The sequence below is a fragment of the Desulfosporosinus paludis genome, from assembly GCF_045689965.1.
Taxonomy (GTDB): Bacteria; Bacillota; Desulfitobacteriia; order Desulfitobacteriales; family Desulfitobacteriaceae; genus Desulfosporosinus; species Desulfosporosinus paludis.
The window spans coordinates 5269013-5290204 of the sequence record NZ_CP144211.1; the positions used below are offsets into that span (position 1 = coordinate 5269013).

At 40.0% G+C, this 21192-nt stretch carries 22 protein-coding genes; 12 read left to right on the top strand and 10 right to left on the bottom strand.

Going from position 1 to position 21192, the window contains the following annotated elements:
* The first annotated feature begins 173 nt into the window (after nucleotides 1-173).
* The 4 genes from VZF35_RS26080 to VZF35_RS26095 all read left to right on the top strand — a co-directional run bounded on the left by VZF35_RS26080 (nucleotide 174) and on the right by VZF35_RS26095 (nucleotide 5396).
* On the top strand, nucleotides 174-2057 hold the full coding sequence (locus VZF35_RS26080; protein WP_407309522.1) for an aryl-sulfate sulfotransferase: 1884 nt from the start codon (nucleotides 174-176) through the stop codon (nucleotides 2055-2057).
* A gap of 183 nt (nucleotides 2058-2240) precedes the next feature.
* Nucleotides 2241-2570 (top strand): thioredoxin family protein, encoded by a 330-nt coding sequence (locus tag VZF35_RS26085; protein WP_407309524.1) that lies wholly within the window; start codon nucleotides 2241-2243, stop codon nucleotides 2568-2570.
* A gap of 13 nt (nucleotides 2571-2583) precedes the next feature.
* Nucleotides 2584-3798, top strand: coding sequence for a thioredoxin-disulfide reductase (gene trxB, locus VZF35_RS26090; RefSeq protein ID WP_407314838.1), 1215 nt, complete (start codon nucleotides 2584-2586; stop codon nucleotides 3796-3798).
* A 416-nt stretch (nucleotides 3799-4214) separates the two neighbouring features.
* Nucleotides 4215-5396, top strand: a complete 1182-nt coding sequence (locus tag VZF35_RS26095; protein ID WP_407309526.1) for a methyl-accepting chemotaxis protein — start codon at nucleotides 4215-4217, stop codon at nucleotides 5394-5396.
* Between the two features lie 290 nt (nucleotides 5397-5686).
* Here the strand turns inward: VZF35_RS26095 and VZF35_RS26100 are convergent, their stop codons facing one another.
* Entirely contained in the window at nucleotides 5687-7291 is a 1605-nt protein-coding gene (locus VZF35_RS26100) for an IS1182 family transposase (RefSeq protein ID WP_407307550.1), read from the bottom strand.
* A gap of 167 nt (nucleotides 7292-7458) precedes the next feature.
* On the bottom strand, nucleotides 7459-8265 hold the full coding sequence (locus VZF35_RS26105; RefSeq protein WP_407309528.1) for an MBL fold metallo-hydrolase: 807 nt from the start codon (nucleotides 8263-8265) through the stop codon (nucleotides 7459-7461).
* Between the two features lie 467 nt (nucleotides 8266-8732).
* Between VZF35_RS26105 and VZF35_RS26110 the strand changes: the two genes are divergently transcribed.
* From VZF35_RS26110 to VZF35_RS26140, 7 genes are all read left to right on the top strand, one after another.
* Entirely contained in the window at nucleotides 8733-9041 is a 309-nt protein-coding gene (locus VZF35_RS26110; protein ID WP_407309530.1) for a hypothetical protein, read from the top strand.
* Nucleotides 9042-9103: 62 nt separating this feature from the next.
* On the top strand, nucleotides 9104-9517 hold the full coding sequence (locus tag VZF35_RS26115; protein ID WP_407309532.1) for an OsmC family protein: 414 nt from the start codon (nucleotides 9104-9106) through the stop codon (nucleotides 9515-9517).
* A 429-nt stretch (nucleotides 9518-9946) separates the two neighbouring features.
* Nucleotides 9947-10957 carry a type I glyceraldehyde-3-phosphate dehydrogenase gene (gene gap / locus VZF35_RS26120; RefSeq protein ID WP_407309534.1) on the top strand — a complete coding sequence of 337 codons (1011 nt, stop codon included), beginning with the start codon at nucleotides 9947-9949 and terminating at the stop codon, nucleotides 10955-10957.
* 38 nt (nucleotides 10958-10995) lie between these two features.
* Nucleotides 10996-11748, top strand: a complete 753-nt coding sequence (locus tag VZF35_RS26125; RefSeq protein ID WP_407309536.1) for a DeoR/GlpR family DNA-binding transcription regulator — start codon at nucleotides 10996-10998, stop codon at nucleotides 11746-11748.
* A gap of 57 nt (nucleotides 11749-11805) precedes the next feature.
* Nucleotides 11806-11976, top strand: a complete 171-nt coding sequence (locus tag VZF35_RS26130) for a hypothetical protein (protein WP_407309538.1) — start codon at nucleotides 11806-11808, stop codon at nucleotides 11974-11976.
* A 47-nt stretch (nucleotides 11977-12023) separates the two neighbouring features.
* The gene (locus VZF35_RS26135; protein WP_407309540.1) at nucleotides 12024-13181 is read left to right on the top strand and encodes an MFS transporter; all 1158 of its coding nucleotides are present in this window, start codon (nucleotides 12024-12026) and stop codon (nucleotides 13179-13181) included.
* An 11-nt stretch (nucleotides 13182-13192) separates the two neighbouring features.
* Complete coding sequence (locus VZF35_RS26140; protein WP_407309542.1) at nucleotides 13193-13609, top strand: EamA family transporter; 417 nt, start codon at nucleotides 13193-13195, stop codon at nucleotides 13607-13609.
* 211 nt (nucleotides 13610-13820) lie between these two features.
* Here VZF35_RS26140 and VZF35_RS26145 read toward each other — a convergent pair whose 3' ends face one another.
* The 4 genes from VZF35_RS26145 to VZF35_RS26160 are packed head-to-tail and all read right to left on the bottom strand — an operon-like array spanning nucleotide 13821 to nucleotide 16813.
* The gene (locus tag VZF35_RS26145) at nucleotides 13821-14099 is read right to left on the bottom strand and encodes a hypothetical protein (RefSeq protein ID WP_407306388.1); all 279 of its coding nucleotides are present in this window, start codon (nucleotides 14097-14099) and stop codon (nucleotides 13821-13823) included.
* Nucleotides 14096-14896, bottom strand: coding sequence for an ExeA family protein (locus VZF35_RS26150; protein ID WP_407309544.1), 801 nt, complete (start codon nucleotides 14894-14896; stop codon nucleotides 14096-14098). Before VZF35_RS26150 ends, VZF35_RS26145 begins: the two co-directional genes overlap by 4 nt.
* A complete protein-coding gene (locus VZF35_RS26155) occupies nucleotides 14889-16241 on the bottom strand; it encodes a DDE-type integrase/transposase/recombinase (RefSeq protein WP_407309546.1) in 1353 nt (450 codons plus the stop codon). The genes VZF35_RS26150 and VZF35_RS26155 overlap by 8 nt, the downstream gene beginning before the upstream one ends.
* A 41-nt stretch (nucleotides 16242-16282) precedes the next feature.
* Nucleotides 16283-16813, bottom strand: coding sequence for a DUF6431 domain-containing protein (locus VZF35_RS26160; protein WP_407306378.1), 531 nt, complete (start codon nucleotides 16811-16813; stop codon nucleotides 16283-16285).
* A 327-nt stretch (nucleotides 16814-17140) separates the two neighbouring features.
* Between VZF35_RS26160 and VZF35_RS26165 the strand changes: the two genes are divergently transcribed.
* Nucleotides 17141-17848 carry a two pore domain potassium channel family protein gene (locus tag VZF35_RS26165; RefSeq protein WP_407309548.1) on the top strand — a complete coding sequence of 236 codons (708 nt, stop codon included), beginning with the start codon at nucleotides 17141-17143 and terminating at the stop codon, nucleotides 17846-17848.
* Between the two features lie 63 nt (nucleotides 17849-17911).
* On the opposite strand, the gene VZF35_RS26170 is transcribed toward VZF35_RS26165, so the two are convergent.
* The 4 genes from VZF35_RS26170 to VZF35_RS26185 form a co-directional block, all read right to left on the bottom strand.
* The gene (locus tag VZF35_RS26170) at nucleotides 17912-18655 is read right to left on the bottom strand and encodes an ABC transporter permease subunit (protein ID WP_407309550.1); all 744 of its coding nucleotides are present in this window, start codon (nucleotides 18653-18655) and stop codon (nucleotides 17912-17914) included.
* On the bottom strand, nucleotides 18648-19382 hold the full coding sequence (locus VZF35_RS26175; RefSeq protein WP_407309552.1) for an ABC transporter ATP-binding protein: 735 nt from the start codon (nucleotides 19380-19382) through the stop codon (nucleotides 18648-18650). The genes VZF35_RS26170 and VZF35_RS26175 overlap by 8 nt, the downstream gene beginning before the upstream one ends.
* 116 nt (nucleotides 19383-19498) lie before the next feature.
* A complete protein-coding gene (locus VZF35_RS26180; RefSeq protein ID WP_407309554.1) occupies nucleotides 19499-20383 on the bottom strand; it encodes a hypothetical protein in 885 nt (294 codons plus the stop codon).
* Nucleotides 20384-20564: 181 nt separating this feature from the next.
* Complete coding sequence (locus VZF35_RS26185) at nucleotides 20565-21185, bottom strand: DedA family protein (RefSeq protein ID WP_407309556.1); 621 nt, start codon at nucleotides 21183-21185, stop codon at nucleotides 20565-20567.
* Nucleotides 21186-21192 lie beyond the last annotated feature (7 nt).

A 21192-nucleotide genomic window follows, 5' to 3' on the forward strand; every position in this document is an offset into this window, starting at 1 on the left:
TATCCTAAAAGAGTCCGTATGCAACAGATTCTTTTAGGCGATGTGTTCCAGTTCACAACAAAGTGTTGTGAACTGGAACAATCAAGTTGTGTTTTATGCGATACTTTGTGAAATGTATAATATACTTAACGAACAAAGATTAATGGCTAGATATTTGATAAGGAGTGAACCTCTTGAGTAATTATTTAGAAACAGAAAAGCATTTGATTACACTTCAATCTGAGTCCGAAGAAAAGTTTTTAGCCACACTTAGATCAGGAGATTATACTCTGGAAAACCCACTTGTTGTTGAAAATCCATATTTGATTAATCCACTTGCCGCCGTTATTTGCTTTAACACAGCTGAAGAAACCTCTGTACAAATAACCGTAAAAGGTAAAGCGATGGAAGGGGATCTTACACACACTTTCCCCGCTGCCAAAGAACATGTATTAGCGATTTATGGATTGTACGATGATTATGAAAACACCGTAGTTCTTGTCCTCGGCAATGGGAAAACATCACAAGTAACGATCAAAGTTGAAGAATTAGATGTCAATAAAGCTCTGTTTTGTCATACGACACCAGAGTATTTTGGCAAAGACCTCATGATAATCTCGACAACAACGCCTCTTATTGATTCGGCTAAAACCGTAGGTTTTGATTATGCAGGTGATTTAAGGTGGGTTATCACCAATAAGCAAAGTTGGGACATTAAAAAACTTGCTAACGGCAGGCTCCTGTACACTTCTTATAGGACAATGCAAAAACCCTATTATACCGTTGGAGTTATGGAAATGGACTTTTGCGGTAAAATTTATAAGGAATATCGCTTGCCGGGCGGGTATCACCATGATGCCATAGAGTTGGAGAATGGCAACATTTTGGTCGCTTCTGATAATAACTTTGAAGAATCGGTTGAAGATTATGTTGTTGAAATCGATAGAAAAACGGGAGAAATCGTTAAGTCATGGGATCTTCTGGAGATCTTGCCTAGAGATAAGGGTAACGCGGGAGATTGGAACCACCATGATTGGTTCCATAACAACGCTGTTTGGTATGACAAAGGGACTAATTCCATTACCATGTCCGGCAGGCACAAAGACGCGATTATTAACTTCGATTATGATACATCAAAATTAAACTGGATTCTCGGCGACCCGGAAGGTTGGGGAGAAGAATGGCAGAAATATTTCTTTAAAAACGTAACAAAAGGTGATTTTGACTGGCAGTACGAACAACATGCCGCAAGAATTCTACCCAATGGGGACGTATTCGTGTTTGATAATGGAACCTACCGATCGAAAAACGAAGCTACTAGAGTTTCACCCGAAGACAACTTCTCCAGAGGGGTTATTTACAGAATTGACACTGACAAGATGGAAATCGAACAAGTTTGGCAGTACGGTAAAGAAAGAGGAGCAGAATTTTATTCCCCTTATATTTGTAATGTCGACTATTATAGCGATGGTCACTATATGATTCACTCTGGCGGTATTGCCACCTATCGAGGAAAACATACCGATGGCTTAGGCGCAATGCTTTTGAATAAATATAAGGACGAATATATCCATTTAACGTTAGAGTCCATCACAGTTGAAGTTCAAAACGATGACGTTAAATACGAATTGAAAGTTCAAGGCGGTAATTATTATCGAGCAAGAAGGCTTTCGTTATATGATGAAACGACGAATTTTTCCCTCGGTAAAGGCGAATTCCTCGGTGAATTCAGAGTAACTCCAGAGTTTGGATTCAAGGTTAACTTTAAAGATGCAATGGGAGGAGTTCCCGAAAAACACAATGTAACTTTTATACTAGAAGAAGATAGATTGGCTCTTCGAGCAACATTTAAGGAAGGGTCAGAAGCTTTTCTGGAATTTAAAGGCGTGAATGAATCGAAATTCTACTCAATCCCAACGGTAGTTCATGATGTTACCGCAGCATGTGTTTCTTTTGAAGAGCAGAATGACAATGATTTTCAATTTTATGTCAGTAGACAAGGTTTAGCGGGTGACTATCATGTTTATTTAAATATTGATAATAAGCGGTATGATACTCAATTCTCAGTGAAATTTTAAGAGTACTATTTCACGAAAGTTAGTGCAACTTGCGACCAGTGGCTTAAGTTTTCCACGGCATCTATGCTCCCTCAGAAGAAACAGATAATAACAACATAAATCTGTTACTGCAAAGGGAGCATTTCTCTGTCCTATGGACAATGCCCAAGTTAAAAAGCTCATTTGTAAAGGAGTGTTTAAAAAATGTCATTACAACCCCTGAATTCGAGTCGCTTTGAAGAGGTGATTTACAATAACGGAGAACCCTGTTTAGTTATCTTTTCGAGAAAAAGCTGTCATGTCTGTCAGAGTGTCCTGCCTGTTTTAGAAGATTTGCAGCCACAATTTGAAGGTAAGTTTGGCTTTTATTATGTCGACGTCGAGGAAGACAAGGCCTTATACCAAAAATTCTCCTTAAAAGGCGTTCCTCAAATTCTTTTCTTTAAAGATGGTGAATACCAAGGAAAATTGGCCGGTAAAGTTGAGGAAGAAGATGTTGAGGAAAGAATAACAGACATCCTGAATGAATTATGAGGTGAATGAGAAAATGACGAATACGTATGATTTAATAATTATTGGTGGGGGACCCGCAGGATTATCCGCCGGCATCTATGGGGGTAGGGCCAAGCTTAAAACTCTGATTATCAACAAAGGTGCCGTTGGCGGCTTAGTAAATACAACACGAGAAATTGTCAATTACCCTGGCTACGGAGAAATCAGCGGCTCCGCTCTTATGCTGGATTTTAAGAAACATGCTGAGAACTTTGGCGTAGAGTTTATGAGAGATCAGGTCGTAAACGCTGATTTTACCCAAGAAAATAAAGTGATCCAAACAAAAAAGGGGAAAGAGTTTATGGCTAAAGCTGTGATCATCGCTTGCGGGAGTGAGCCGAGGCTCCTGAATATCCCTGGTGAGAAACGTCTCCAAGGCAGTGGAGTTGCATATTGCGCCACCTGTGATGCTGAATTCTTTGAAGGGGAAGATGTCGTAGTCATTGGCAGCGGCGATCAAGCAATAGAAGAAGGCATGTATATTACTAAGTTTGCTAAAAAAGTTACAGTCATCGTACTCCATGATCAAGGAATCTTGGATTGCAATAAGATCAGTGCCGAACGTGCATTTCATCATGAAAAAATGGAGTTTATCTGGAACTCCACAGTAGAAGAAGTATTGGGCGAAGAAAGTGTTAAAGGCGTTAGAATAAAGAACTTAAAGACAGGCAGCTCTTCAGTATTGGAATGCCAGGGTGTATTTTTCTTTGTGGGAATGGTACCCTCTACCCAATATCTTAAAGAGAGTGGCCTTGAGATGGACAGGCGGGGATATATCCCTGTTAATGACCTAATGGAAACGAATTTGGAGGGGGTTTATGCTGTCGGAGATAATCGAGTTAAGTATTTAAGACAAGTTGTTTCGGCGGCTGGTGATGGGGCTACGGCAGCTGTAGCAGCTGAGCGCTACATTGAGGAGCTTAATGCCTTCCAGACCGATATTGCGAATTGTGATAAAAAAGTTTTGTTAGTTTTCTTCAATGCATCGAATAATGAGAGCCTTGAATTCACGTCTTTAATGGAGGAGCTTCAGCAAGAGCATCATGAAGACTATAAGATTGTCAAAGTGGATTTAGCAACCAAGAGAAACCTTGCTGAAAAGTATGAGATAAAAGCTGTTCCCGCCGTCGTTGTTTTAGATAAGGGAAAGAAGATTAAAGATCTGGAATATAGTATGGATAAAGCTGAACTCAAGTCACAAATCATATAGCTATAAAATTGTAGAGTACATTGGTAAAGTTGAGTTTTATATTTCTAGGGTCTGATTCCGAATATTCTAGCGGAGTCAGACCTTTCAACTTTCTCTAATCTTCTTAAATTAAGATGGTTTGAAGTAGTGTTCGAATTTTACATGCTTTTGAGATTTTTTTATTATTATGCAATTTTTTTTATTCTATATCTTTGTAATACTTTTCTTGACAAAATTCATAACTTGATGCAGGCTAGTGTAAAGATATAGTAAATTTCTACTAAATTTATCATCAGGCAACTACATACTTTAGCTTTGCTTTAGGCTTTGTAACACTTGATAAATTTCCAAAAGCCAGTAATAGTGGATTTCTATCTAAGTAAGAATGTGCGTAAATGGTATGGGGGGCTAAAACAAATGAGGGGGGATCTCTTTTCATGAGTGTGATGAAAATCTCAACGATTGGAAGTTCTTTACTGGTTGCTGAGGAACTTTATCGAGTTACAGAAATGTTTTTCAATAACAAAGTAGAGATGTTCAACAAATATGATATCAGACAATTGCCTAAGCATCTTCCTGAAGACTTATTTGTCGTACTCCCAACTCGAGTCGAACAAGCTTCTCAATTTGTACCACGGGAAAAAATTCTGGGGGTTGAACTCCTTCCGGAGCCTCAACTTTATGTCGAGGTGGCTAAGATTCCAGAAGGAAAAGCGGTGGGTATTTTTAATAATAACTCTGCTCAAGGAAATCAAATCGTTGCATATCTTCATTCCTATGGACTTGATCAATTTAACTATACGGTCATTCCTTTTGATGAATTAACGGATTCTGAAGTTATCGAAAGAGTGGGGCAAGTCGAGGTTCTCATTGGTATGAAAGGCTTTGTCGGATCAAATGAAGTGCTGTTTAAGCAATATCGGGACGCCCTTCGCTCCGAATGCAAGATTATTTCCTTTAATCGTACGATAAAACCTCAAGGAATCATGGATATCATGGAACGTATAACGCTTTTTAACTATCAATCCATGGCCAAAGAAGCCCAAGAAATCTCCAACGTTCTCCATAGCAAGATACAGGAAATAATGGCGATCTCCGGAAGCATTTCTCATTCCATGGGATTAACAAGAAAATCAATCGAAGACACAAAGCAGATGATTAAAAAACAATTACATGAGGTTGGGCTCACAATCCATATTGCCTCAGACCTGGAAAAGGCCGCCTCGCAAATTGATCAAACAGTTCAACTCATAAAACGAGTTGCCAATCAAACGAACCTATTGGGTTTTAATGCATCGATTGAAGCATCTCGAGCTGGCGATGCAGGACGAGGCTTTACTGTGGTAGCACAGGAAATTAAACGACTTGCGGATGAAAGCCGTCAATCCGTCGAATTAATCCGTAAACTCATTCAGGATATACAAGAAGTCAGTGGTAAGATTGTTCCGGTGATGGAACTCTTAACAGAAGAATTCAAGGAGATTGATACATCCATCTTGCAAATTTCCGAACGTTCTCAATCCGACTCAGTATCCATGCAGGCCATTGGCCAAGCTCTGGAGGAAATTGGCGCAACGAGTGAGAGGTTACTGGAACAGTATAATCGGTTAGTATCATAATTAAAATTTAAGCACATAAAATCTCCTAGCAAATTTATTCTTCACCAGGAGATTTTATAAAGGATACTTCCCAGCAAAGAATTTCGAGAAGGAAGAAGTTCTACTATTTTGTGTTTTTATAAGGGAGTGTCGCAAAACTACTATTTTGAAGTAGCAAGCGATGCTCCCCATTTCTTTTTACTGTGGAAAATATTAAGTGGTTTGATTGCAATGCTCAATCTCTATTTTCTACTTAAATTTGTGTATAGCAAAATAAGCCTTCTAGATGAGACTGTTTTTTCGACCCCTTTTTAAGCCGTTTTTAATGGATGAAGGGGTTTACCAATTCGTTCATTCTGTATTTTAGCGTGAAGTTTATTCACGTTATACCCAAAACACAGCAGCATAAATTCAGTTTTTACACTGTTTTTACCTCGTGTCAAAAAGCGATTAAAGTTATAGTCATTTTTGAGTACCCCAAAGGCTCCTTCGACCTGTATGGATCGATTTACTCTGAGTAGTCTCCCTTTTTCGGTGGTAATGTTTCCGTACGATACCTGGCGTTTGGCCACAAACGTTTTAGATACTTGCATTCTTCGATTGCCTTTAGCTTTTGTACATTGACTTTTACAAGGACAATCACGGCAGTCTTCACATTCATAGATCGTGATTTCAGATCGGTAGCCCGTTGCCGATGTTCGATGGGTAATTCCCACTAGTTTGAGTTGTTTTCCGTTATGACAGGTGTATTCATCCATTTCTGCATTGTAAACCATGTTTTCTCGCTTGCTGATATCCTTTTTGAAGCGTTTCTTTTTCCATTGTTCATAGGTTTGCGGCTTTATGTAGCAGGTCTGCTTTTTCCCTTCGAGATAAAGATAATTCTCCTCACTCTCATAACCAGAGTCTGCAGTAACATTTTCATAATGGGCCTGTAGTTTAGATTCCAGCGTGTTTAAGAAAGGGATGAGTGTGGCTATGTCGTTACGATCCTGGAAAATTCCAACCCCTGTTACATATTCACTTTCCACGCCAATCTGAACATTGTAAGCCGGCTTTAACTGAGCGTTGCGCATATGGTCATCTTTCATATGCATGAAGGTCGCATCAGGATCGGTTTTGGAGTAGCTATTTCTTCCTTCGAAGAATTGGTGATGTCTGTTGTACTTTTCTTGACGGGTATAGAATTCCTTCAGGTCTTCTGTAAACTTTTGTAGCTTTGATTTCCGTTTTCCAATACCATGGACAAATTCAATCTGCTCTTGCTGACGTTTTTCTTCTAGGTAGGAGAGGGCCGCCTTAAGGTCCTTAAGTAACGTTTCTTTGGTTGCCTTGAAGTCCTTTAGATAGGTCAAATTGATCTCCTCAAGACAGGATTGAATTTTCAAGAACATTTTGGTCTCATTCTTAGTAACGACTTTCTTCCAGACAAACGTATAACGGTTAGCATTGGCTTCAATTTTTGTTCCATCGACAAAAAGGTTCTTAAACTCTACTTCCCCAAGCTTGTGTAAATACGTCACCATTTGGAAAAAGAGGTCTTCTATGGATTCCTTTAAATAGTTCTTCCGAAATCGAGCAAGGGTGCTGTGGTCTGGTGCCTTGCATCCTTCCAACAACCACATGAAGTTAATGTCTCTTTTACAAGCAACTTCAATCTTGCGGCTTGAGTAAATGTTGTTCATATAGGCATAGGCTACTACTTTGAACAGGATTTTGGGTTCGACTACAGGTTTTCTTCCAGTGGAAGAGTAGGCCTGATACAACGCTTCGTAATTCAATCCCTCCAAAATGTGGCTTAGCAGTCGAACTGAGTCATCCTCCGGTATTAACACATCAAAATTAAATGGTAGAACTAATTGATAGTGTCCACTTAATTCAGTATAATTTTTAGAGTGTAATTTGGTTGTTAGCATAACTCAAATTATACGACAACTGCGGGTTCTTTGGGACCTGCAGTTTTGTTTCTAGTAGGAAAAAGGGGCGTTGCTTACGAACTATTTTAGTTCGTTTTGCAACGCCCCCTTATTTTGCTTCTTTGGTTGGAGCGTGCCGTAGTTCAGCGCGAGAAATCAGTTTGACGTTATAGTGTAATTATATTGAGGTCATCGGGAACAAACAGATTTCCACTGTAGTAGTTTCTCCCCTCAGCAATATATAGGTCTTTTCGTTGAGTTATATCAGTGTCTTCCGTGTGCCAGAGTATAAGGTTTTTAATGTTGAGGTGAGCAGCGAGTTCGCAAGCATCTTTAACGGTACTGTGATGCTTCTCGTAAGGTTTAAATCTTTCACGGTCACGATAAAGACAAAATGCCTCACATAAAAGCCAATCACTATTTAACGCATATTTCCTGCACAATTTGTTATATGGTTCATCTCCTAAAAAAGTAAGACGTTTTCCGTTACTCAATTTTGCAGTAAAGCCAAACTGTTTTGCCTTGGTTGAGTGGATGTCAAAGAAAGTAAAATCCTGACCCAAGAGATTTCTCGTTTGCCCATCATATACTGGGATGAGAAGAATTCGCTGTCCGATTAAGTCCGTTAATTTTTTATCAAGTGTTGAACCTACGAGAGTTATGATATTGTCTATAAGCTCCTCATGGCAATAAATTTTTAGGTTCTCGCTATACTGACCTAAAAGCATAGACGAAGCAATCATTCGTATAATCCATACCATCCCCAGTAGATGGTCTGAATGCTTATGGCTAACGAAAACGTGATGAATCTTGTCTAAGGAAATTCCAGCTTTCTCCAAAGCAACTAATATACCATTACCACCACCGGCATCTGCTAATACATACTCATTGTTCTCATTTGAAAGGACAAAACATGTATTATAGCACTTAGTTACTACGGCATGGCCTGTTCCTAAAGCAATTAGATGATTCATATTTACCTTCACTCCGATTGTAGTCTTGATTTTGCATGTATTCGATGAGATATTCCAAACTCCTTCATTTGAGAACTACAACGGATGACCCTATTATAGGGTAATTATTTATCTAAAGAAATTTTAGAATGTAACTAATACTACAAAGTATCTAGGAGATATATGGTATAGTTAAATCATTAAATATCATAATCTTCATCATAAAAAAGCTTGCCTCAACCTCATAAGTTACGTAGAATTTATACACTGTTGCTTCAGAGTGGAACTGATGGTCGCCCTGGATTAGTATAAGTTAATAAAACTGGAGGTGAGATACTATTATCTGTAAAAAAGAAGACAAGAACAAGGTGTAAGTACCTAAACGGAGGAGTACTTTACAATGGGATTGCCAACCGTACATCCAACAGGTACTACAGTCTATAACCCAGAAAAAGCATACACAAGTATTAGGTTATGATGTAGATGGTATGAATATCGTTAAAAGTTTAGGTTTGATCAGCCAATTCCCGGAGGCTAAACTTCAGACGATTATTCAACCGGTTAAACGTGAGGATGGGAGCTTATCCTACTTAACTCCGAGTGAAGTAGCCGCAATAGCAAAACTCATTCAAGACACAACAGGAAGCAATAAATGTAATTACCTGATTAAGCGTAAGCCCCAAGACAGAAAAGATCTAGCCGTGCAAGGAATTGAGCCGCTCGTCTCAAATCAACTCTTAAATAATCGCTCAAAAGCAAGAGCCTATCAGGTTTATGCCGAGATCGAAAAGTCCTAATATCATAATCAATGCGTTAAGGCTTATTTAAAATGAAATAAAAGTTTACTGGGGGTATCGTGATGCAGAAAGTATCCGGTGTTTGGCAAGGCGGTAAAAAAGTATCCCTTTCACTGAATCCAGACATGGAAATTGTGATCGATGAGAATGGTCCGAAAGCGACGGATTTGGTATTAGCAGGATTAATAGGATGTAGCTCTGGCGTTTTAACAATGCTCTTCGAAAAGATGCGGTTAGAAATTCATGGACTTGAAATCACAGTCGAAGCTGAGCGAGACCCAGAACCTCCTAAGTTATTTACTAAAATTTCTTTAATCTATCATATTGACGTGGATAAAGGACTAGAAAATAAAGTGATCAGTGTCATAAAATTAAGTAAGAAGTATTGCACTGTATTTAATATCTTGAACCAAAGTACGGAAATTGAGGTGTACTGTTATATCAATGGGGTCAGTATAAACTACGATGAAAAATAGGGATTGGCTCAGTTAAGTTAAGTTAAGTTAAGTAACCGCTCTTCAATGGTGATTAAGGTTCAAGGGCGTTGGTGGCGGCTGGTCAAGAGTCAATCCTCCTAGTCGAAAAAAGATATTAAAACGTATAGGTGCATGAATATGAATCATAGCTAACATCCCTCACCGATTTTTCGATGAGGGATGTTAAGTTTTAAGTAGGGATATTTTCCCATTCAAGAAGAGTGCAATAAACAAAAATCAATATTCATTACAATAACTTCATTTATGTTAAAAATCAAAACATTGTCATTAATTTATTGCGCTAGAATTGGGACTTAATACAAAACTTCGACAAATAGTCATCATAAAAGGAGGAATTTTGATCATTAATGCAGAATTATGATCTATAATGAGTCACTATGAATCGATTGAATTTGAGGAGGTTAAAAAGTGAGTTTCCGCGTAGCAATTACTGGTTTCGGTAGAATTGGTCGTCTTACACTGCGTGCTGCCCTAAATAAAGCGCTCCCCTTTGATGTGGTAGCCATTAATGATATGGGCAGCCCTGATATGTTAGCCCATTTATTTAAGTATGACACGTTTCATGGTACTCTTCCCCAAACAGTGGAAGTAGATGGTAGATCATTGATTATTGATGGTAAACCTATTCAAATTGTAGCCGATAGAAACCCTCTTAATTTGCCTTGGAGGGAACTTGGGGTAGATATTGTTATAGAGTGTACCGGTAAGTTCAAACAACGTGACGCAGCCGCCCAACATCTTATGGCAGGGGCTAAAAAGGTTGTTATTACTGCTCCCGCAAAAAACGAAGATATTACTATTGTTATGGGGGTTAATGAAGATAACTATGATCCGCTAAATCATCATATTATTTCTAATGCTTCCTGTACAACAAACTGTCTTGCACCCGTAGCCAAAGTTTTACTCGACGCTTTTGGGATTGAACAAGGAATGATGACAACGACCCATTCAGTTACTAACGACCAACGTACTGTCGATGTTAAGCATAAAGATTGGCGGAGATCTAGAGCCGCTTATCAATCTATGATTCCTACAACGACTGGTGCAGCTAAAGCCGTGACTCTTGTCATACCTGAATTGGCTGGTAAGATGAATGGAATAGCTGTTCGGGTTCCCACGCCGAATGTATCCTTGGTCGATTTTGTCGCTGTACTATCTAAGGCCACAACTAAAAACAAAGTAAATGCCGCCTTGCGGGAAGCCGCAGCGGGTCATTTAAAAGGATATCTTGAATATACAGAATTACCTCTTGTTTCTCATGATTTTAACGGTAATCCCGCCAGTGCCATAGTCGACGGACTATCAACGACGATGCTTGGGGACCACATGGTTAAGGTATTGGCTTGGTATGATAATGAATGGGGATATTCGTGCCGTGTTGTAGACTTAGTAAAACATATTGTCGAGAAAGGAATCTAACGTTTTGTATTGATAAAGAAGCGAGAGGAGGGAGATAAGTGAGTTCTGAAAGGCAGGATGAGATTCGTTTATTGCTCCAAGAACATGGGAACTTAACCGTAATTGAGTTATCCCAGCGATTTAAAGTGTCTGAAATGACGATCCGTCGTGATCTTAAGGAACTTGCCGCTTTGGGTTTAATTCAACGAGAACATGGGCGAGCAATCTTCCCTCCGATACCTCCTCAAAAAACTTTATTAATGATGAGGATGGGGGAGGCTGAACGTGAGAAGGCTAGAATTGGTCATTTAGCTGCATCATTAATCGCGGAAGGAGATTCCATCATTTTGGATGCAGGAACTACCACACTGGCTATTGCCCAAGCCCTAAATACAAAGTGTACAGTAATTACCAATTCTCTGCCAATTGCCAATGTTCTTGGTGACCTGGATGAAATAACTTTGCTTATGACAGGGGGAGAAGTTCGAAACGGAACCCATGCGTTGGTTGGTCCAATAACTCGAACCGTTTTTAAGGGTTTAAATGTCAACAAGTTGTTCCTGGCGGCTACAGGAGTTAACCTTGAGCGAGGTTTATCTACATCTAGTATGCAAGAATCTGAAGTAAAACAAGCGATGCTTAAAGTAGCTGAAGAAGTTATTCTTGTTGCGCATAGTGCTAAGGTAGGGCAGGTTTGTTTTCATACGTTTGCCTTTTGGGACAGTATCGATATACTTGTGACTGACACAGGACTACCAATACCTATTAAAGAGGAACTTACGAATATGGGCATTAATGTATTACTGGCATGATTTTTTTCCTAGTAGCCGAAAAAGCTGGATGACTCACAGGGTCATTCAGCTTTTCTTATGAATAATTTTTCATCATTTGCGGGTAAGCCATTCATTGAAAAAAGTGGAGTCATGGTGGGAGGAAACGAGCGAATTATGTGGAAACTATTAGGATTAAATTACTTGGTAACGATCTGTCATTCGCAGGCAATGGCGGCTACGAGAATTGTGTGGGAGATAAAAGTTTAAATTCATGAAGCGAGGCGTAAATTTTGATTAACTTGTATTTATGGTTCTTGAGCATTGGTCACCTGGTTGTTGACTTGGGTCAAGGGATTCTTCCCATATTAGCGCCTTTACTGGCGAAAAGTTTTCATCTCAGCTATTTTCAAGTCGGTATAATTGCGTTGGCATTTACCTTCAGCTCGGCCATTATCCAGCCGGTTTTCGGGGTGTTAAGTGACCGTTACAGTATGCCCTGGTTAATGCCGGTTAGTCTTTTTCTTTCTGGTTTTGGTTTAGCATTGACTGGTATTGTTCACTCATACGGACTATTGTTGCTTGCAATACTACTAAGCGGAATCGGGGTAGCAGGATACCACCCTGAAGGATCTAAATTGGCCCATTTTCTTAGCGAGGACAGCAAAGCTGGGTCTTCAATGGCGATTTTTTCAGTGGGAGGGAACCTCGGTTTTGGTCTTGGTCCTATGTTGGCTATGTTTGTATTAAGTTTCAATGGATTGAAGTCGATTCAAGCTGTTATGATCCCTGGAGTTATTGCCGCACTATTTTTTGTATTTTTATTGCCCCGATTTAAGAACATTTTGACTGAGAAAAATCACAAACAAAAAAGAGATAAAGAACAAACTGTCAGTAGTAGGGATAGGATAGGAAGCTTAATAATGCTGATGCTGTATGTAACTATAAGATCATGGATACAATCCGGTTTGATTTATTTTATTCCATTTTATTTTCCCAGTTTCAAAGGTATTGCTGAACCTGAATACCTAGTGAGTACGTTTTTAATTGCGGGGGCAGTGGGTACGATTTTCGGTGGACCTTTTGCCGACCGTTTCGGAGGGAGAAACGGGCTGTTGGTTTCCATGATCGTTTGCCTAATCACGCTTTATCCATTTTTGCACTTGAACGGCGCAGGGATTCCTATTTTAGCCTTTATCGTCGGAGCGTCACTAATCTCAACGTTTTCCACCACGGTGGTTTTCGGTCAAAGGTTATTGCCTAATAATATCGGGCTAGCTTCGGGTATGATGCTCGGTTTTGGAGTTGGTATGGGGTCAATTGGGGTAACACTACTTGGAGCAATCGCCGATCATGTTGGCATGCCCTTTACGATGAACATTATTTGTTTCCTTCCAGTCCTGGGGGTTGTACTTGCCCTAACCTTACCTGATGTTAGAACACGGAAATCCGCTCCTAAGCCTGAAACTGTTTAAGGGGGAAGAATATGTGGAAGTTATACGCAGTATTATCAGCTTTGTTTGCTGCTCTTACTGCAATTCTTGCCAAACTAGGTATTAAAGGTGTAGATTCTAACCTCGCAACAGCTATTCGTACTGTAGTTATCGTATTTTTGGCATGGAGCGTTGCTTTCCTAAGTGGTGGACTCAATGGTATTTCGAGTTTAACCAAGCAGAATTGGATCTTTTTATTATCGTCAGGATTAGCAACGGGTTTGTCATGGCTATTTTATTACAAAGCAATATCCTTAGGTCCAGTATCACAGGTTGCACCTATTGATAAATCCAGCATTGTTATTACGTTGATTTTGTCATTCTTCGTTTTAGGTGAGCAATTTTCCCTAAAAACTCTACTGGCTGGTTTGCTTATTTCCGCGGGTACTTTTTTAATGCTATGGAACTAAATTTTACAAAAGGAACCTTAACATGAGGTTCCTTTTTAGTTGGTGGGTGTTACTGACGCTGTTTAATGTCCGAAGATTGACGGCGTAAGTTGTCCATAGAATGACGGATAACGTGACCAAATTTATTTGTCCGTCCGTCCGTCAGTCTTTGAACTAAAAAAATAGAGCCAATAGCTAGCTGCAACCGGCTCACTATTGGCTATTTCTCTTACTAGTATTTTTTCCTCGTATTAAAGACCAGAATTTCTCCTCTGGCCTCTTGTAATTTCTCCTGAAAAACCATTCTAAACCAAGCCGTTCGGTTTCTAGTCGGAGGATACTGAAAATACTTGTCATGAACTTTGCAAATGGCCTCAACCATTTCACTTTGGTCATATCCTAAATTTTTGGCCAGTTGCAGGGCCATTGGTAGTAAGTCATAAAAACCGGTTTGTATGAAATAATCCTCCAAACTTAATCGGCCAGCCATACGTCGTATTGGATTGTTCATGACAATTCCTCCTCGATGACACGTTTCACCATACGGTCATCAATAATTCGATGACCATTTTGCGCACCATACATGAGACAATGGGTACATACTTTGTTGACGAGTCTGGCCGCGCCAGTGGAATAGCGATAAATATCATCCATTGCTTGGTCCGAAAAGATGGCATGCTTTGCCCCGGCATAGTCTAGGTGTCGCTTGATGTATGCTTCAACCTCAGCCCGATCATAGTGCGTCAGTTTGCATTGCAAGTCGATGCGCTGGCAGATCGCTGCGTAAGCTTGTAATTGCAGTCTATCCCACAACTCACTTTGGCCAACAAGTATTAAGGCCATCGGACTCTGGGCATCCATCTTCATATTTAATAAAAAGCGAACTTCTTCTAGCATCTCCCGGTCTAAAAGATGGGCCTCGTCAACAACTACCACCGGTTGCTGGTGATGAATTCCCCGCATAAGCTCGATTTCCCGGTGTAACTGACGCTTGGCATCACCGCGATAGAATTTCGCTTCGTGGCCAAGTTGTTCCAGTAACCCTTTGTAGAAGTGGCGAGGGGTAAGCTTTGAGTCGGATAGATAAAGCACTTTGAATCTTGATGGATCTAGAGTCTGCGCATAACGGCGGATGGTTGTTGTTTTCCCGGTACCACAGTCACCTGTGATGACGGCAAACCATCGACGTTCGGCTGCATACTCAAGCCGCCCTAGCGTTTCTTCCAGAACAGCAGATTCGTAAAGTTCATCCGTCGGTATATCGCGTGAAAACGGCGCACAGCTTAGGCCGTAGAAGGATTCAAACATTTCCTTTTTCCTCCTTCCGTACTGCACGGTAGGAGACCGCCGGAATTTGTCGTTCTTGGCGTTGCAGTTTTTTCTCCCCGGCGGCATTTAGCAGTCTTGCCGATTCAGCAGGTTGTGGTTGCAGATAATCCGGTAAGGGAGGACGCTTTCCGGCACGCTCACCAATTTCAAGTTCACGTACCCTCCATGGGACATACCCTTCGTATTCAATCGTTAATTCAACAATGTCTGCCGGATCGTAAATTACATCAACTGTCCGTCCAATAAATGAAAGACCCACTTCATACTTTTTGCCCATAAAGTTAATGCAGCCAGACTTATCTACCTTGCGGGATTCGCTATGTAAAAAGGCATTGGTTAAAACTTCGGTCTCCACGAACCGGAGGGGCTGCTTGTCACTGCGAAAGGCGGTTTCCGGACTCATTTTGTTTTCCAGGGCGGAGTGATGCTTATTCTGGTAGCATTCGCTGAGCCATACCTGAAACAATTCGTTCAGGCGGTCAAGTGTCTTCGGTTTTTCTAAGGCAGCCTCACTTAGAAAAGAGTCAACAACTCTATTAAAGCGTTCGACCTTCCCGGTTGCCTCTGGAGAATACGGTCTCGCAAAAATAAGGCGTATGCCCAGTTTTGAGCAGGTCCGCGTCATCCATTTAGTACGGTATTGCTTACCGTTGTCGAAGTAAACGGATTCTGGCACACCGTACTTCTGAATGGCTGATCGGAAAGAGTCTTCGATGATTAGCTGATCTAGTGTGGGATAAAAGGCACCATGGAGTACGAATCTTGTTGCATCATCCACAAATGTAACCAAGTAGACTTGTTTCAAGGCTCCATTGGGACCGATGGGAAGGTACGGTCCGAACTTAATATCCGAATGCCACATCGAATTGCGACGTTTCCTTTGAAACCGTCTGGCGGCTACGCCGGAATCAGTATACATTCGCATTTGGCGGGTACTGTAACCGCGAGCAGCCAATTTATCCTGTAGGGTGCTGCGTTTTATCTCTCTGGGCTTAATCCTGCCTTCCCATTCCAGGATCTGAATGATCTGCGCTACACTGCGACTAGGCACTTCCCGTCGAAGCAAAATAGCCTGTTCAAGAACCTGTGGCGGAATAACTTCAACCCTAGACTGGGCCTTACCCTTCGGTTTTAGTCCGAGAAATCCCTTTTGGCGGTATTCCGCCAAATACCGCCGCAAAGTCCTCTCTGTTATACTATGCTGTTCACAAATTCGGGCTTTAACTTCCCGTATTTTGGCCGCATCAATCCCATCCGCCAATAACGGTGCCAAAAGTTGTACACGCTCGGCAGCAATTTCCTCGGCCTTTTTCCAATCTTTCATCCCCAACACCTTCCTTAAGTCGACTTCTCTTCGAGTCTAACTTAAGTGGTTCCGGACAAAAATGCAGAACGGGTATGTAACCATAAATTTGAATTAGCAATGGGGCGGACAATTCTGGCTAGCCACCCTGGTGCATTGCCGACATAAAGTCCGATTCGCTGGTGTGCGGATAGTGAAGGGACGGACGGCTCCTCCACAGGTATTTGTCCAAGGCGGATGGCGATAGCTCTAAGACAGCCAAGTAAGTATGGCAACCGCATATGAAACCATTTTCTTAGCCGGTACAAGGTTGCATCATCTGCTGCTACGTCAGAAGTCCCCGATTGCGTAACCACCTGCTCAATACCTATGGATTCATAGCGCTTGTAAGGTACCAAGCAGTCCGGAAGTTCGTGATGAATACGACTACAGTTAGAACAACGCAGTCTTCGGATGATTAAAACCCTAGTTTCGCCACTGCTATTTTTATACGTTCGCTTACGGCTACCAATGATTTTTAGATTTTCGCCACAGCAAGGACAAGGGGATAATTCCGCACACCTAACAAAAAACGCCCGTGTGGACGTTTTCAATTAGCTCGTATTTTGATACAATAACCATGATCTTTGGGGGATGTCTCTAGTGAACCTGTTGGCGCAGGTACACATTTAATGGAGACATCCTTTTCCTTTTCTTTGATATGGTCATTATATCTAGCAACTTTCGGACAGGCAATACCGTCAACTTTTGGTCAATTTACGTTAGCTCAAACAGGTGGGATTGCCAAGCGGCTTTGCCCCTTCCATGAACATCTTTAGAAAATTTAGAGATATTGAAATGGTGGTTGCATTTTAATTTAAGAGAAACACAAGATTAAATTGCATGGAATAATATGGTATAAAAACATAGGAGGTGAGGGAATGGGGAATCGGGATAAATTGAAGGGTCAATACCCTCCGCATATTTGGTATCCACCACGACAGTGCCCTACAAATCCATTTTTTGTCGAGGAGGGGAAGGGAGCCATTAACTCTTCTAAGCCTTTCCTAAAACCAGAGTATCAATCTGCGGAACCTACGGAACGAGATATTGTAGCTGCTGATATTTGGCCATTACTGCCTGCCGCAATTGGGGCTGGAGCATCAATCTTATTGCTGCTTATGGTAAACCATAAGCAATGGAAGGATGAGAGCGATAAAGAGAGTCCTGTAGGATATCCTGAGCCTCAGGATACTCCAGTCGGATCGGCTGTAGTTGCCATTTATTCAATAATCTCAACTGCAGGTGTGGCATACTATGTGTATAGGGTATTGACAGCTACCGACGGGCATATGATTACAGCATTTATTCCGGCGGGTTCGGCCATTGCTCTATTAATGGTTTATTTTGCAGTTGCTTATGACCTTGAATATCACATGGTTCCGGGAAGTTTTACGGGAAGTCATTTCGGAAATGACATAGTCACCGAATTATTTACTTTTTTCTATTTTAGTGTTACGACCTTTGCTACTGCAAGTATGGGAGACTTCTCGCCAATCAGTAATACCTCAAGACTTCTAGTAACTCTTGAAGTTATGTTCTTTATATATATCTTTACAATGGGGATTGTCTTTTTTGCTGATTCCTAGATGTGAGGAATTAAAGAGGACTAATGATGGATAAGGTCGGATATCTTGATAGCAATATTTGTTTCAAACTTCCTTCTTATCAAACAAATAGTATCCGGCGGTGAAGAAAATAATACCGTAAGATAATACAAGCAAAAGTAAATTTAGTTCTCTTAACAAATTTATTCCGCTTGAAAGCCACAATGAGTACCAGTTTAAATAGGTAGTAAAAATATTGTTACTTACTATTGTATTAAATAGTGATAATGCTTTTACCGCAATAAATATAAAGATGCAACTGATTAGAGCAGTACTGCCGCTCTTGAAGAACTGTGTGATAAAGGCTGCAAAAATGACTAAAATTAGTGCCGGTATAATGTCTACTAAATAGCCAAAAACCTCATTAGAAATGCTTGTTACATTAATATTTAATACACGTGCTGATAGCATAGAAATTAAGAAAATTATAAAGAAGTTCAAAACTACATAAACACTAATAGCAATTATTTTAGAGATGTAAATTTTAAACCGGCTTATTGGCATGGTTAGAACGAGCTTTAAGGTTTTATCAGCTATTTCACCCGAAAATAAATCTGATGTTGTCATAAAAACAAATAAAGGTAAAAAAACATTAGTAAATATCGTTAAAAGCAATAATGGATAACTTATTGAACTGACCGCTACAAAAACAAGCCTGGATTGAATGGTCGACATAAAAAAGGCTGTTAAGAAGCTCATAATAGCCATAATAGATAAAAATACAGTTGTCTTTTTCTTTAAAAATAGTTTTCGTAACTCATTGATAATACTGGCTCTTAGGCTATCCATCAGACCTTCCCTCTTCCTTTACCTGATTCATATAAAAGTCCTCTAACGAATCAAATTTCTCCTTGATGCTCTCGATTTGGGCACCATTGTTAACAAGCCGTCCCTCATGAATGATTGCTACTTTGTTACACATAAGTTCAACTTCGTGCACTAAATGACTTGAAATAAAGAACGTCATTCTCTTTTGATCCGCAAGTTCTTTGATCAAATTCCTCAACTGGACAGTGCCTTCAATATCTAATCCATTAGCAGGTTCATCTAAAATGACCAGTTTTGGATTTGGAAGTAGCGCCTTGGCAAGTGCCAGTCTCTGTTTCATACCAAGGGAAAATTTACTTGCCTTCTCTTTCTTAACCTTTGTCAGATTAACCAATTCTAAGATGTTCTCAATATCATTTTCATTAATGTTATTATAAAATCTTGCTACAAATTTCAGGTTTTCATAGGCACTCATATATTCATAAACATCCGCTGTTTCGATAATAGAGCCAACATTTCTGATGGCGTTTTCAAACTGGAAGTTTAAGTCGCAGCCTAGTATTTTAACTTTGCCCTTTTGGATCGTATTTAATCCTGTGATTCCTTTCATAACTGTAGTTTTGCCTGCCCCATTAGGCCCCAAGAATCCGAAAATATCGCCCATATAAACATCAAATGTAATATCCTTTACTCCTCGTCCATTTTTATAAATCTTAGTCAGTCCATCCACTTCTAAAACTTTTTCCACGTTCGTCACCCGTTTTTGTTTATTTAACAGAAAATGAGCAAATCAATGTTGCTCATTTTCTGTCATTTGATGTTTAAGCGTTACGGTAATTCACGTAACAATAATGCGGTTGATGATCAGTTCTTCGCTCTATTGAAGGTCATTGTTTTTACCTGTTTTCCTGTTAAGTCAATTTTATCAGGAGTTGTACTGTTTATATTGGACAGATTTAAATCGATAGTAAACGTTAGTTCATGCTGTGTTCCCTGGGCATCTTTGCCAGATACTACAATCGTTGCTGACTGGCTTGTGACAATATCATCTTTATTGATAGTGCCTGTTGAAGTAACACTTACAACATTGATATCGCTCTGAAGCAGGGGAATAACATCTTTTAAGTCTTTCATATTGTTCTGATCAGTGTTGTCGTTATGATAAGAACCCCTATGATTCTCAGCAGTGAAAGCTAAAGATGTTAGAGCGTTGACGAGTGGTGTTACATCATTTTGATTAATATTGATAGCGACGGTTTTTGTTCCGTCTGCACCATCAGTTGTAGCTACATCACTTTGCATGCTTCCTACCAAGGTATCAACGACAACTTCCATGCTCTTTTCGACAATAGGGTTTTGGGATTCTTTTACTGCACTTGAATTTTTATGTCTGTCTTCTCTGACCAAGTATTGGTCACTATTACTGTTTTTAGTAATATTTTTTCCATCCTGTTCATAACTACTGTAGGTTTGAGTTGTATTCCCTGATTTTACAGTAGTTATATTACTCATAGCATCTGCACTTTCATTAAGCTTCACATTTGAACTAACGTTAACTAAGCTGCTGCTATTATCAGCAATAGAGGCTTTAAAATCAATCGTTTCATTCTGTAGTTTTTTTGTATCTTTTATCGCGTTTTTGTAGGCTTCATATCCAGATAGTTGAGAAGCATTAGCAAAGACAGCTCCAAAAAGGAGAGAACCCCCAATGGCTAAGCTAGTAGCCATTGCAATAGTTTTTTTATTCATTTTGCTACCTCCGTGCATTAAGTTTTAAAAATAAGTATTCAGTTTGCCAAAGTGAATTATATTACATTGGAAGTCTAAGTTAAACCCAAAGTAGTAAATCTTAACTTTTTCTTAATAGGGTCGATTTTGGTCTGTCGAGAAACATTTTGGAAATAGTATAGCCATTAATCACCATATTATACTATTTCCTGGACTTTAGTGTTTTTCGTTTTTGGTTTATCCAGTAACTCAATAACATCAAAATTAGAATGCCTACGACTAAATCTAGTCGATGAAACAATGGTTTAAGAGTATTCCAATTCTCCCCCAGTTTTTGACCAATAACAATAAGTATTAAGCACCATGGTAAAGCTCCGGCAATAGTATAAATTGCCATTTTGACGGCGTTCATTCGTGCTATTCCAGCTGGAAGAGAGATAAACGTTCGTACCACAGGCAATAGTCTACCAATAAACACGGTTAATTCGCCGCGGCGTTCGAACAATATTTCGGCGTTGGATAATTCTCGCTCGTGTATGAAAAGATATCGTCCAAACCTCTTTATGAACGGTCGTCCACCCCACAATCCAATATAATAGGCAACCAGTGCCCCAAATAGGTTACCCAAGGTTGCTGCAATAGTTGCTTGCCATAAAGTAAAACGACCTAGAAAGACCATATAGCCGGTGAAAGGAAGAATGATCTCACTGGGTAAAGGAATGCAGGCACTTTCAATAGCCATAGCTAGGAAAACACCTAAATAACCCAAAAGAGAAATGACGCTGATAACAAATTGAGCAAGGTGAGATAAAATTGTTTCCACTTCGATT

Excerpts from the sequence above, each read along its gene's own strand:
- VZF35_RS26085 (WP_407309524.1), top strand. The coding sequence starts at position 2,241 with ATGTCATTACAACCCCTGAATTCGAGTCGCTTTGAAGAGGTGATTTAC.
- trxB (WP_407314838.1), top strand. The coding sequence starts at position 2,584 with ATGACGAATACGTATGATTTAATAATTATTGGTGGGGGACCCGCAGGA.
- VZF35_RS26095 (WP_407309526.1), top strand. The coding sequence starts at position 4,215 with ATGAGTGTGATGAAAATCTCAACGATTGGAAGTTCTTTACTGGTTGCT.
- VZF35_RS26100 (WP_407307550.1), bottom strand. The coding sequence starts at position 7,291 with ATGCTAACAACCAAATTACACTCTAAAAATTATACTGAATTAAGTGGA.
- VZF35_RS26105 (WP_407309528.1), bottom strand. The coding sequence starts at position 8,265 with ATGAATCATCTAATTGCTTTAGGAACAGGCCATGCCGTAGTAACTAAG.
- VZF35_RS26110 (WP_407309530.1), top strand. The coding sequence starts at position 8,733 with ATGAATATCGTTAAAAGTTTAGGTTTGATCAGCCAATTCCCGGAGGCT.
- VZF35_RS26115 (WP_407309532.1), top strand. The coding sequence starts at position 9,104 with ATGCAGAAAGTATCCGGTGTTTGGCAAGGCGGTAAAAAAGTATCCCTT.
- VZF35_RS26130 (WP_407309538.1), top strand. The coding sequence starts at position 11,806 with ATGAATAATTTTTCATCATTTGCGGGTAAGCCATTCATTGAAAAAAGT.
- VZF35_RS26140 (WP_407309542.1), top strand. The coding sequence starts at position 13,193 with ATGTGGAAGTTATACGCAGTATTATCAGCTTTGTTTGCTGCTCTTACT.
- VZF35_RS26145 (WP_407306388.1), bottom strand. The coding sequence starts at position 14,099 with ATGAACAATCCAATACGACGTATGGCTGGCCGATTAAGTTTGGAGGAT.
- VZF35_RS26150 (WP_407309544.1), bottom strand. The coding sequence starts at position 14,896 with ATGTTTGAATCCTTCTACGGCCTAAGCTGTGCGCCGTTTTCACGCGAT.
- VZF35_RS26155 (WP_407309546.1), bottom strand. The coding sequence starts at position 16,241 with ATGAAAGATTGGAAAAAGGCCGAGGAAATTGCTGCCGAGCGTGTACAA.
- VZF35_RS26165 (WP_407309548.1), top strand. The coding sequence starts at position 17,141 with ATGGGGAATCGGGATAAATTGAAGGGTCAATACCCTCCGCATATTTGG.
- VZF35_RS26170 (WP_407309550.1), bottom strand. The coding sequence starts at position 18,655 with ATGGATAGCCTAAGAGCCAGTATTATCAATGAGTTACGAAAACTATTT.
- VZF35_RS26180 (WP_407309554.1), bottom strand. The coding sequence starts at position 20,383 with ATGAATAAAAAAACTATTGCAATGGCTACTAGCTTAGCCATTGGGGGT.